The following is a 12228-nucleotide window of genomic DNA, read 5'->3' as shown; positions in this document are numbered from 1 at the left end:
GTTACCTGCTTAAGCCAGCAATACCATGCCTGTCTGCTATGCTTTTTGCTGACAACGCCTGCAAATTCTCCAAAAGTGTGAATTAACACACGCTCTAACGCTTTACTTTTCAAGGAGTATTTCCTATGACCCGTAAAGAGCTTGCCAATGCCATTCGTGCGCTGAGTATGGATGCCGTCCAAAAAGCCAACTCAGGCCATCCCGGCGCACCGATGGGGATGGCTGATATCGCCGAAGTGCTGTGGAACGATTTTCTCCGCCATAATCCGAGCGATCCTCACTGGTACGATCGCGATCGGTTTGTTTTGTCCAACGGCCATGCCTCAATGCTGCTTTACAGCCTGCTGCATCTTTCCGGCTATGACCTGCCGCTGGAAGAATTAAAGAACTTCCGCCAGCTGCATTCAAAAACGCCCGGCCACCCGGAGCTTGGCTACACGCCGGGCGTGGAAACCACCACCGGGCCGCTGGGCCAGGGTTTAGCCAACGCTGTCGGAATGGCGATTGCCGAACGCACACTGGCGGCGCAGTTTAACCAGCCGGACCATGAGATTGTCGACCACTTCACCTGGGTTTTTATGGGCGACGGTTGTCTGATGGAGGGGATTTCCCACGAAGTCTGTTCGCTGGCGGGCACGCTGGGGCTTGGCAAACTCATCGGCTTCTACGATCACAACGGCATCTCAATTGATGGCGAAACCGACGGCTGGTTTACCGACGATACTGCGAAACGCTTCGAGGCCTATCACTGGCATGTGATACACGACATTGACGGTCATGATCCTGAAGCGGTGAAAAAAGCGATTCAGGAAGCGCAAAGCGTTACCGACAAGCCGTCGCTGATTATCTGCCGCACGGTGATAGGTTTTGGATCGCCGAATAAAGCCGGGAAAGAGGAAGCGCACGGTGCGCCGTTAGGTGAAGAAGAAGTGGCGCTGGCCCGACAGAAACTGGGCTGGCATCATCCAGCTTTTGAGATCCCCAAAGAGATTTATCGGGCGTGGGACGCGCGTGAGAAAGGCGAAAAAGCGCAACAGGGCTGGAATGAGAAATTCGCGGCGTATCGACAAGCGCATCCGGAACTGGCGGCAGAGTTTACCCGCCGGATGAGCGGAGAACTGCCGGAAGCATGGGAAGGAACGACCCAGAAATATATTACCAACCTGCAGGCCAACCCGGCCAAAATCGCCACCCGTAAGGCCTCGCAAAATACCCTGAACGCCTACGGGCCGATACTGCCCGAACTGCTTGGCGGTTCTGCGGATCTGGCGCCCAGCAACCTGACCATCTGGAAAGGATCAACGTCCCTGAAAGACGACCCGGCAGGCAACTATATTCACTACGGCGTGCGTGAATTTGGCATGACCGCCATTGCCAACGGTATCGCCCACCACGGTGGCTTCGTGCCGTATACCGCCACGTTCCTGATGTTTGTCGAATACGCCCGTAACGCCGCGCGCATGGCGGCGCTGATGAAGGCCCGCCAGATCATGGTCTATACCCACGACTCGATTGGTCTGGGAGAAGATGGTCCCACGCACCAGGCCGTCGAACAGCTCGCCAGCCTGCGACTGACGCCGAATTTCAGCACCTGGCGTCCGTGCGATCAGGTTGAGGCGGCGGTGGGTTGGAAGCTGGCAGTCGAGCGGCATAACGGCCCTACGGCGCTGATCCTCTCCAGGCAGAATCTGGCGCAGGTTGAACGCACACCAGAGCAGGTAAAAGAGATTTCTCGCGGCGGCTACGTGCTGAAAGATGGCGGCGGTAAGCCGGATGTGATCCTGATTGCCACCGGGTCAGAAATAGAAATCACGCTGCTGGCGGCGGAAAAACTGACCGGTGAAGGCCGTAACGTACGGGTAGTCTCTCTGCCCTCAACCGATATCTTCGACGCCCAGGATGAGGCGTACCGGGAGTCGGTCCTGCCGGCAAACGTCAGCGCACGCGTGGCGGTAGAAGCCGGTATTGCCGACTACTGGTACAAATACGTCGGGCTGAAAGGCGCAATTGTCGGTATGACCGGCTACGGGGAATCCGCCCCTGCAGACAAGCTGTTCCCGTTCTTCGGCTTTACGGTGGAGAACATCGTCAATAAAGCGCATAAGGTGCTGAACGCCTGATGGCGACGCTCACGCGTCTTATCAGGCCTACGACATCTATCACCATCAGGCCGTATAAGGCGCAGTCGCATCCGGCATTAAATTAACGCGTGATCCACAGCGTGGGCCAGGCATCTGGCCCATGCCAGTTATCGCAGCTTGGCTCCTGGGCATAACGCACCAGACGAAAACGCTGGCCGTCAAACCGCCAGCGTGTCTGGATCCCGCAGTCCGATAAACCTCGCCCTTTGGCGAGAGTGACCAACTCCCGCGACTTCTCGTCAAACGTAGCGTTGGTCAGCTCCATGTCGGTACTGTCAGCATCGGTTTTAAATGGCAGGCTCAGACGTACAACGCGAGAGGTAAACGGTGTGGCGCGAGAAACAATCCATGCCAGATCGATAGTGTTATACGCCCCGGCCTCACAACCGATCATCAGCAGCGCTTTATCATCCGTTAAGGCCGTGACGCGTATCTCGCGACGCAGCGGATCGATCGAGCAGCGAATACCGTTGATCCGCCAGTTTCCGTAGTCCAGCAGTTCACTGCGCTCTTGCTGCGTGAGAGGCGTTGGCGTTGGGTTAATGACAGCCACGCCTTTTAAAGCGGGAGCCGGCGGTACGCTGAGCGGTGGCTCGTCGCCTTTTTCGATCCATGCGGTTTCGTTACCGACCCGTTTTTGCTGGGCGTCGATAAACAATAGCGCAGCTTTTAGCCCAACCAGTGACAGGGTTTGCGTCCCTTTTTGCAGGGTTATCGCCTTCGCATCCTGTACAGTCTGTAAAAATGCACTGATGGTGGCCGGATCATCGGTCATCAGTTGCCAGAGGGTAATACGCCAGTGTTCACCGGCCAGTGGGAGTGGCGCGCCGTCCAGCAGCAAGCGCGGCGCAATATCAGCCTCTTTGACATCAGGAGAATCCATACCGCCAAGTTCAATACGCAACACAGCATCGGTATGCGCCCCGGCACTGCGGCTCAGGGTCATCACCAGACCGTGATGATCTCCGGTATTGCGCGCTACGCAAAAATTTTGATTGTTGCAGGTCACCTGCCAATCAGAAAATGCCTGCTGCGCAGGCGCCGCCCACAGCAAGCGGGCCGGTAGCAGGCCGAGCAGGAACACGAAAATAATGCGATAGCGCATGGACGGTACAACCCCAAAATCAAAACACACAGCCCAGGCGGTATCTTCCTTGCGCGACTGATGAGGCTCAATAAGAATCGTCGGATTGGCCTGTATCTTTGTAAAGAAATATAAACCCTGACCGCTAATCCATAAGATGCGACGATTGCAGGTAGTTAAGTAATAGCACCGTTTTCCCGTCGCGAATCTCGCCCGTTTTGATCATCGATAGTGCCTGTTCAAAAGGCAATTCCAGTACTTCAATATCCTCATCTTCAATACCGCCACCCGCATTTGCCCGTTGGCTGTCACTGTATTGTGCGATAAAAAAATGGATAAGCTCCGTTACGCCCCCCGGCGACATGTATAACTCAAACAGTTTACGCACCTCGCCCACTTCAAAGCCGGTTTCTTCAATGGCCTCTTTGCGAATGCAAACTTCCGGCTCATCGTTGTCCAGCAACCCGGCGCAGGCTTCAATCAGTTGTCCACTTTCATTGCCGTTAACCCAGGTCGCAATACGAAACTGACGAGTCAGCACGACGGTTTTCTTCTCCGGATTATACAACAGGATAGTGGCACCGTTGCCGCGATCGTAAACCTCGCGTTTGTGACGAATCACCTCACCGTTGCTACGGGTCAGATCATAGGTGATGTTGCGCAGGATGAAGTAGTTATCGGAGAGGACTTTATCTTTGATGAGGGTGATTTTTTGTGACATACCGGCTCCACAGCAAGAAGTGAGAAATAATACTACGCCGTGAAACCGGGTTTGTCCTGGAGCAATGTAGGCCTGATAAGCAAAGCGCCATCAGGCATTCATGCGGCACATTGCCGGATGGCAACGCTAACGCGTTTTATCCGGCCTACTCGATTGAGCTCAGGCTAGTGAGATTTGGCTGATTTTACGCCCAGCCAGTCAACGATCCCCTGTGCGGCATGTCGCCCTTCCGCCATCGCCGTGACCACCAGGTCCGCACCACGAACCGCATCGCCACCGGCAAAGATTTTCGGGTTGCTGGTTTGATAACGGTATGCGCTTTCAACATCGGCGGCAATACGCCCCCAGTTATCGACCTTAACACCATGCTTCTCAAGCCACGGCATGCCGTGCGGATGAAAACCAAACGCCATGATCACCGCATCTGCTGGCATGACAAACTCACTCCCGGCGATGGGAACCGGGCGACGACGCCCCTGCGCATCAGGCTCACCGAGTTGGGTACGTAAGAAACGCACACCGCTGACGCGACCGTCGGCATTCAGCACCAGCTCCACCGGCTGGACGTTAAATTCAAAGTTTGCCCCCTCTTCCCGGGCATTCTTCACCTCTTTTTTCGAACCCGGCATGTTGGCCTCATCACGACGATAGGCGCAGGTCACCTGGCTTGCGCCGTGACGCAGCGCAGTACGTACGCAGTCCATGGCCGTGTCGCCCCCGCCCAGGACGACCACGTTCAGCCCGGCGGTGTCGATAAACGGCTCGTCAGGCAGCTCTTCCAGCCCCATCACCTGTTTGGTGTTGGCAATCAGGAATGGCAGCGCGTCATACACGCCAGGCGCGTCTTCATTCGGCAGATCCGCCTTCATGGAGCGGTAGGTTCCCACGCCCACGAACACTGCATCGTAATCCTCCAGCAGCTTTTCAAGCGCGACATCCCTACCCACTTCACAGTTAAGTTCGAAATGAATACCCATGGCGCTGAAGATTTCACGGCGACGCGTCAACAGCGATTTGTCCAGCTTGAAGGCCGGAATGCCGAACGTCAGCAAACCGCCGATTTCAGGGTGGCGATCGTACACGGTTGCGCTGATACCGCTGCGCGCCAGCACATCCGCGCAGGCCAGACCCGCCGGACCTGCGCCGATGATGGCAACACGTTTGTCCACTTTCTGCACATGGCTTAAGTCCGGTCGCCATCCTTTGCTTAGCGCCCGATCGGAGATGTAACGCTCAATATTGCCGATAGTCACCGCGCCATGCTCGTTACGAACGGTACAGGCCCCTTCACAGAGTCGGTCCTGCGGGCACACGCGCCCGGTCACTTCCGGCAAGCAGTTGGTCTGGTGAGAAAGCTCAACCGCCGCGTCAATATTCCCGGCTTTGACCAGTTCAATCCACTGCGGAATATGGTTATGCAGTGGACAGGTCCATTCGCAAATACTGTGGTCGCCGCATTTCAGGCAGCGGGACGCTTCCCGTTTCGCCTGCACTGTGCGAAACGGCAGATAGATCTCTTCAAAACTGGTTTTACGCGCCTCAATCGGCAGTTTATCCGGCTCGCCACGCGCAGGCGTCGCCTGCATTTGTTCACGTTTGGTGGTGACATGTGGCACGAAATCGGTAGCGCTGGCATGCCAGGGCTGGCTTTCCAGACTGGCGGTACGCAACCTGCGCGCTTTTGACAGGCCGGTAAGCGAATTTTCCGTCACCAGTTGTAGCGCCTGCGCCGGACAGTTCTCTACGCAGGCCGGTCCCTGTTCACGTCCCTGACACAAATCACATTTGTGCGCGGTCGCTTTGACCTTTCCTTTAGCGACGGGCGTGAGTACGATCTGCATGGTGCCGAAAGGACAGGCCACAACGCACGATTTACAGCCAATGCACTTTTGCGGGTTAACCTGGACGCTGTCATTTTCATGGCTGATTGCCCCGTTCGGGCAACTTCGGGCGCAGGGCGCATCTTCACAGTGATGGCAGGTCACCGCGCTGCGCTGCTGCTGATGCTTGATGACGGTAATTCGGGGCTGAAAATGCCGTTGGCTCAGGACATGCTGTTCGCCATTGTGAGCCATGACGCAGGCGACCTCACAGGCGTGGCATCCCAGGCACTGCTGGCTATTGACCATAACAAAACGATTCATGGCTTCCTTCTTTTTTGGTTGCAAAAACCTTATTCTTTATATGAGTGTTGTTATTAACCGACACGGAAGGAAGCGGCAATGTTCATTTGCCCAGGAAGCACAACTATTTATCCAGAACCTGTGGCAGATCAATTTATTTCATCGCATATGAAATTGTGTTTCAGTTACCATTCAGTTTCATGGCGTTTTATTAACATTTATCAAATACACCGTATCGTTCACGCTGTTTTAAGGCGCGACGTGTATTGTGTGAGGATGCACAAGTGACGGTAAAGCGTCCGGTCTCGGCCAGTCTGGCTAAAGCTTTTTTCTACATAGTGTTGCTGTCGATTCTCTCAACGGGTATTGCGCTGCTCACGCTGACCAGCAGCTTGCGGGATGCTGAAGCCATCAACGTTGCGGGCTCATTGCGCATGCAAAGCTACCGTTTGGGGTACGATCTGCAAAGCCAAAGCCCACAGCTCAACGCTCACCGCCAGCTTTTCCAGCAGGCGTTAAACTCACCCGCATTGCAAAATCTGAACGCGTGGTATGTTCCGCAAGCGGTAAAAAGCCGCTATGGACATCTGCATGCCAACTGGCTGGAAATGAACGCCCGTCTGATCGATGGCGATTTAAAATGGTACCAGGCCAATATCAATAGTTATGTCGATCAAATCGATCTCTTCGTACTGGCGCTGCAGCATTATGCCGAACGCAAAGTGATGTTAGTTTTCGGTATTTCGCTGGCAGGCGGGATCGGCATATTCACTCTCGTCTTCTTTACCTTGCGGCGTATTCGCCAGCAGGTGGTACGCCCACTGAATAAGCTGGTGATGGCCAGCCAGCACATTGAACACGGTCAGTTTGATATCCCGTCGCTGGATACCGGTTTACCCAATGAACTAGGGTTGCTGGGCAAGACCTTTAGCCAGATGTCGAGTGAGTTGCATAAGCTTTATCGCTCGCTGGAAGCCTCCGTTGCGGAGAAAACGCACGATCTCCACGAAGCTAATCGTCGCCTGGAGGTGCTGTATCAGTGTTCTCAGGCGCTGAATACCAGCCAAATTGACGTGTACTGCTTCCGCCACATTTTACAGATTGTCCGCGAACATGACGCCGCATATTTCCTGGAACTGACCGTCGGCGATAACTGGCGTATCAGCGAAGGGACGAAAAGCCCCGATCTGCCGATGCAGATCCTGCCGGTCACGATGCAGGAGACCGTTTACGGTGAACTGCACTGGCAAAGCCCGAATGTGAATGCTTCCACACCACTGCTCAACAGCGTTTCCTCAATGCTGGGACGCGGGTTGTACTTCAATCAGGCGCAAAAACATTTTCAGCAGTTGTTGTTAATGGAGGAGCGGGCGACGATTGCGCGCGAGCTGCACGACTCGCTGGCGCAGGTGCTCTCTTATTTACGCATTCAGCTTACGTTGCTGAAGCGCTCGATCCCGGAAGATAACGCCCCGGCACAAAGTATTATGGCCGATTTTTCTCAGGCGCTGAACGATGCCTACCGTCAGTTGCGCGAACTGCTCACCACCTTCCGCCTGACCTTACAGCAGGCCGATCTGCCCTCAGCTTTGCATGAAATGCTGGAAACGCTGCAAAATCAGACGTCGGCTAAACTGACGCTCGACTGCCGGTTACCTACGCTGGCGCTGGACGCGCAAATGCAGGTGCATCTGTTACAGATCGTCCGTGAAGCGGTGCTGAATGCCATTAAGCATGCCAATGCCAGCGAAATTGCCGTCAGCTGCGTCACCGCGCCGGATGGTAATCATACCGTTTATATCCGTGATAACGGTGTCGGTATCGGTGAGCCTCATGAGCCTACGGGGCACTACGGTCTGAATATCATGCGTGAGCGTGCAGAGAGACTCAGCGGCACGTTGACCTTCTCGCAACCCTCCGGAGGAGGCACGCTGGTGAGCATCAGTTTTCGTTCGGCAGAGACCGACAGCGGGCTAACGTAAAGAACCGCAAAGCGCCGTTGGGTCTGACTCCAGGCCTGACGGCGTTGGCACAAAAGGTACGCTGTAAACGGGCATGATAATTTACATTATCTTCTTTTTTTCTCCACGTTTGCCCCGTACCTTGCCGCTACAGTGAAGCAAGTCATACGCATAAATATACGCAGAAACACGAGGTCCCCTTTTAATGGCGAATTTTTTCATCGATCGCCCCATTTTTGCCTGGGTGTTAGCTATCCTGTTGTGCCTGACAGGAGCCCTGGCTATTTTTTCGCTGCCCGTTGAGCAATATCCCGACCTGGCGCCACCCAACGTGCGGGTAACCGCAAACTATCCTGGCGCATCTGCACAAACGCTGGAAAATACCGTTACCCAGGTTATCGAGCAGAACATGACCGGTCTCGATAATCTGATGTATATGTCATCCCAAAGCAGCGGGACGGGCCAGGCGACGGTGACGCTGAGCTTTGTCGCCGGAACCGATCCTGACGAAGCCGTCCAGCAGGTGCAAAACCAGCTGCAATCGGCAATGCGTAAACTGCCGCAGGCGGTACAGGATCAGGGGGTCACGGTGCGAAAAACCGGGGATACCAATATTCTGACCATCGCCTTCGTCTCCACCGATGGCTCAATGGATAAGCAGGACATCGCCGACTATGTGGCGAGTAATATTCAGGACCCGCTTAGCCGTATTAACGGTGTAGGGGATATTGATGCTTACGGTTCACAGTACTCGATGCGTATCTGGCTCGATCCGGCCAAACTCAACAGCTTCCAGATGACCGCCAAAGACGTGACCGATGCTATCGAGTCACAAAATGCGCAGATAGCCGTCGGACAGCTTGGCGGTACGCCTTCGGTGGACAAACAGGCGCTAAATGCGACGATCAACGCCCAGTCCCTGCTGCAGACCCCGGATGAATTCCGTGCGATTACACTTCGCGTCAACCAGGACGGTTCAGAAGTTAAACTGGGCGACGTCGCCACGGTTGAAATGGGTGCAGAAAAGTATGACTACCTCAGCCGTTTTAACGGTAACCCGGCTTCCGGCCTGGGAGTGAAACTGGCCTCCGGCGCCAATGAAATGGCAACGGCAGAGCTGGTGCTTAACCGTCTTGACGAACTGTCACAGTATTTCCCGCACGGGCTGGAATACAAGGTCGCGTATGAAACCACCTCCTTTGTTAAAGCCTCAATTATCGACGTGGTGAAAACGCTGCTGGAAGCCATCGCGCTGGTATTCCTCGTGATGTACCTGTTCCTGCAAAACTTCCGCGCCACGCTTATCCCGACCATCGCCGTCCCGGTGGTGTTAATGGGCACCTTCTCCGTGCTTTACGCCTTTGGCTACAGCGTTAACACCTTAACAATGTTTGCCATGGTGCTGGCAATCGGTCTGCTGGTCGATGACGCCATTGTGGTGGTGGAAAACGTCGAGCGCATTATGAGTGAGGAAGGGCTCACGCCGCGTCAGGCAACGCGGAAATCGATGGGGCAAATTCAGGGCGCGCTGGTCGGTATCGCTATGGTACTGTCGGCGGTGTTTATTCCGATGGCCTTCTTCGGCGGCACGACAGGGGCTATTTACCGCCAGTTCTCAATTACCATCGTCTCCGCGATGGTGTTGTCCGTTCTGGTGGCGATGATCCTCACCCCCGCCCTGTGCGCCACCTTGCTCAAACCCCTGCATAAGGGTGAACATCACGGACAAACGGGTTTCTTCGGCTGGTTTAACCGGATGTTTAATCGCAACGCCGAGCGCTACGAAAAAGGCGTCGCCAAAATTTTGCACCGTAGTCTGCGCTGGATCCTGATCTACGGCCTGCTGCTCGGCGGTATGGTGTTCCTGTTCCTGCGCCTGCCCACCTCCTTCCTGCCGCTGGAAGATCGCGGCATGTTTACCACCTCGGTACAGTTGCCCAGCGGCTCCACGCAGCAGCAAACGTTGAAGGTGGTGCAGGAAGTGGAGAAGTATTACTTCACCCATGAGAAAGACAACATTATGTCGGTCTTTTCCACGGTCGGTTCCGGCCCGGGCGGGAACGGTCAAAACGTAGCGCGTATGTTTGTCCGCTTAAAAGACTGGGATGAGCGCGACACTACCACCGGAACCTCTTTCGCTATCATCGAACGTGCGACTAAAGCCTTTAATAAGATTAAAGAGGCCCGCGTCTTCGCCAGCAGTCCTCCGGCGATTAGCGGCCTCGGAAGCTCTGCCGGTTTCGATATGGAACTGCAGGATCACGCTGGTGCCGGTCATGACGCGTTAATGGCCGCGCGCGACAAGCTGATTGAGCTGGCCGGGAAGGACGCATCCCTGACCCGCGTTCGTCATAACGGTCTGGACGACAGTCCGCAGCTGCAAATTGATATCGATCAGCGCAAAGCCCAGGCACTGGGCGTTTCCATTGACGATATCAACGACACATTGCAAACGGCCTGGGGCTCCAGTTACGTTAATGACTTTATGGACCGGGGTCGCGTGAAGAAGGTCTACGTGCAGGCGGCGGCAAAATATCGCATGCTCCCTGACGATATCAACCTGTGGTATGTGCGCAACAATAACGGCGGCATGGTGCCTTTCTCGGCCTTTGCCACATCGCGTTGGGAAACCGGTTCACCGCGTCTGGAACGCTATAACGGCTACTCCGCCGTCGAGATTGTTGGTGAAGCCGCGTCCGGCGTCAGTACCGGTACGGCGATGGACATCATGGAATCGTTGGTTCGCCAGTTACCAACCGGGTTTGGCCTTGAATGGACGGCGATGTCTTATCAGGAACGGCTGTCGGGATCTCAGGCTCCTGCCCTGTACGCTATTTCACTGCTGGTGGTGTTCCTTTGTCTGGCTGCGCTGTACGAGAGCTGGTCGGTTCCCTTCTCCGTTATGCTGGTCGTACCGCTGGGGGTCATTGGCGCGCTGCTCGCCACCTGGATGCGTGGTCTGGAAAACGATGTGTATTTCCAGGTCGGGTTACTCACCGTTATCGGGCTGTCGGCAAAGAACGCGATATTGATTGTTGAATTCGCCAATGAGATGAACGAGAAAGGACACGATCTGCTCGACGCCACGCTGCATGCCTGTCGCCAGCGCTTGCGTCCAATTCTGATGACGTCGCTGGCGTTTATCTTCGGGGTCCTGCCGATGACCATCAGCAGTGGCGCGGGCTCCGGCGGTCAACATGCGGTGGGGACTGGCGTAATGGGCGGGATGATTTCAGCCACTATCCTGGCGATTTACTTCGTGCCCCTGTTCTTTGTGCTGGTACGCAGACGCTTCCCGTTGAAACCACGCCCGGAATAATCGGGCACAAAAAAGGCGACTTACGTTGAGTCGCCTTTTTTTATCCTTTGCAGGATATGAATTTCTTCCAGAAAATTATTTACGAAGCATCACTTCGATAAAGTCTTTCCAGTTCCCCAGTTCACGTTCAATCATAACAACCTCTCTTATTATTATGAGCATTCTACAAAATCATCATCATCAAAAAAAGAACATTTAACCGATGGTTGTGATTACACCCTCCCGTGTTCGGGGTTTATGTAATCATGCGCCATACCCATAAATTTTATGTGACTTACTGCAATATTTTGAAATATTCATACACTATCTACTACTTTGCTAATTCTGATTGAAAAACAGGCTGATGCAAACAGGTCAATTCTGAAATACCGATCGACGTGAAATTTTGGAACTTTCAGGAATCATTATTCACCGTTGTTCAACAATGTTATATTTTTCTATAACGAATGAATGACAATATGTATTATCAGAAACACGAGAATACAAGAATAAGTATTCAAAATACGTCAATAAGGATTCACATGATCACCCTCTACGGCATTAAGAATTGCGATACAATTAAAAAGGCCCGACGCTGGCTGGAAGAAAATGGGGTCGACTACCGCTTTCATGATTATCGCGTCGATGGTCTGGACAACACGCTATTACACAATTTTATCAGCGAGTTAGGTTGGGAGGCGCTGCTCAATACGCGTGGCACGACCTGGCGTAAACTGGATGAATCCACTCGCAGTCAAATCACCGATGCGACTTCCGCCGCCGCGTTGATGATTGAAATGCCTGCAATTATCAAACGCCCATTGCTCTGCGCGCCGGGTAAGCCTATGCTGCTTGGTTTCAGTGAATCCAGTTATACTCTGTTTTTTAATGAGGTGTAAT

Annotated in this window: 8 protein-coding genes; 4 read left to right on the top strand and 4 right to left on the bottom strand. The window is 54.1% G+C overall.

Annotated elements, in window-relative coordinates; translation table 11 throughout:
• Window positions 1-125: 125 nt before the first annotated feature.
• Window positions 126-2120: a transketolase gene (tkt, locus tag OGX91_RS19205; protein WP_286627205.1), complete on the top strand. Its 1995-nt coding sequence runs from the start codon at window positions 126-128 to the stop codon at window positions 2118-2120.
• Between the two features lie 82 nt (window positions 2121-2202).
• Here the strand turns inward: tkt and OGX91_RS19200 are convergent, their stop codons facing one another.
• The 3 genes from OGX91_RS19200 to aegA all read right to left on the bottom strand — a co-directional run bounded on the left by OGX91_RS19200 (window position 2203) and on the right by aegA (window position 6090).
• Window positions 2203-3246 carry a DUF1176 domain-containing protein gene (locus OGX91_RS19200; RefSeq protein WP_286627204.1) on the bottom strand — a complete coding sequence of 348 codons (1044 nt, stop codon included), beginning with the start codon at window positions 3244-3246 and terminating at the stop codon, window positions 2203-2205.
• A 124-nt stretch (window positions 3247-3370) separates the two neighbouring features.
• Entirely contained in the window at window positions 3371-3946 is a 576-nt protein-coding gene (gene nudK, locus OGX91_RS19195) for a GDP-mannose pyrophosphatase NudK (RefSeq protein WP_005121900.1), read from the bottom strand.
• Window positions 3947-4110: 164 nt separating this feature from the next.
• Window positions 4111-6090, bottom strand: coding sequence for a formate-dependent uric acid utilization protein AegA (gene aegA / locus OGX91_RS19190; RefSeq protein WP_286627203.1), 1980 nt, complete (start codon window positions 6088-6090; stop codon window positions 4111-4113).
• 263 nt (window positions 6091-6353) lie between these two features.
• On the opposite strand from aegA, the gene narQ reads away from it, so the two are divergent.
• Both narQ and acrD read left to right on the top strand, forming a co-directional pair.
• Window positions 6354-8051 (top strand): nitrate/nitrite two-component system sensor histidine kinase NarQ, encoded by a 1698-nt coding sequence (gene narQ / locus OGX91_RS19185; protein ID WP_005121896.1) that lies wholly within the window; start codon window positions 6354-6356, stop codon window positions 8049-8051.
• Window positions 8052-8235: 184 nt separating this feature from the next.
• A complete protein-coding gene (acrD, locus tag OGX91_RS19180) occupies window positions 8236-11349 on the top strand; it encodes a multidrug efflux RND transporter permease AcrD (protein ID WP_155021405.1) in 3114 nt (1037 codons plus the stop codon).
• A gap of 75 nt (window positions 11350-11424) precedes the next feature.
• Here acrD and ypfM read toward each other — a convergent pair whose 3' ends face one another.
• On the bottom strand, window positions 11425-11484 hold the full coding sequence (gene ypfM / locus OGX91_RS19175) for a protein YpfM (RefSeq protein WP_001386977.1): 60 nt from the start codon (window positions 11482-11484) through the stop codon (window positions 11425-11427).
• 386 nt (window positions 11485-11870) lie between these two features.
• On the opposite strand from ypfM, the gene OGX91_RS19170 reads away from it, so the two are divergent.
• Entirely contained in the window at window positions 11871-12227 is a 357-nt protein-coding gene (locus OGX91_RS19170; protein WP_005121894.1) for an ArsC family reductase, read from the top strand.
• The last annotated feature ends 1 nt before the right edge of the window (window position 12228 follow it).

Origin of the sequence: Citrobacter sp. Cpa228 (assembly GCF_030333085.1) — a bacterium.
Lineage (GTDB): Bacteria > Pseudomonadota > Gammaproteobacteria > Enterobacterales > Enterobacteriaceae > Citrobacter > Citrobacter pasteurii.
This window is presented reverse-complemented; position numbering and strand designations above follow the sequence as displayed.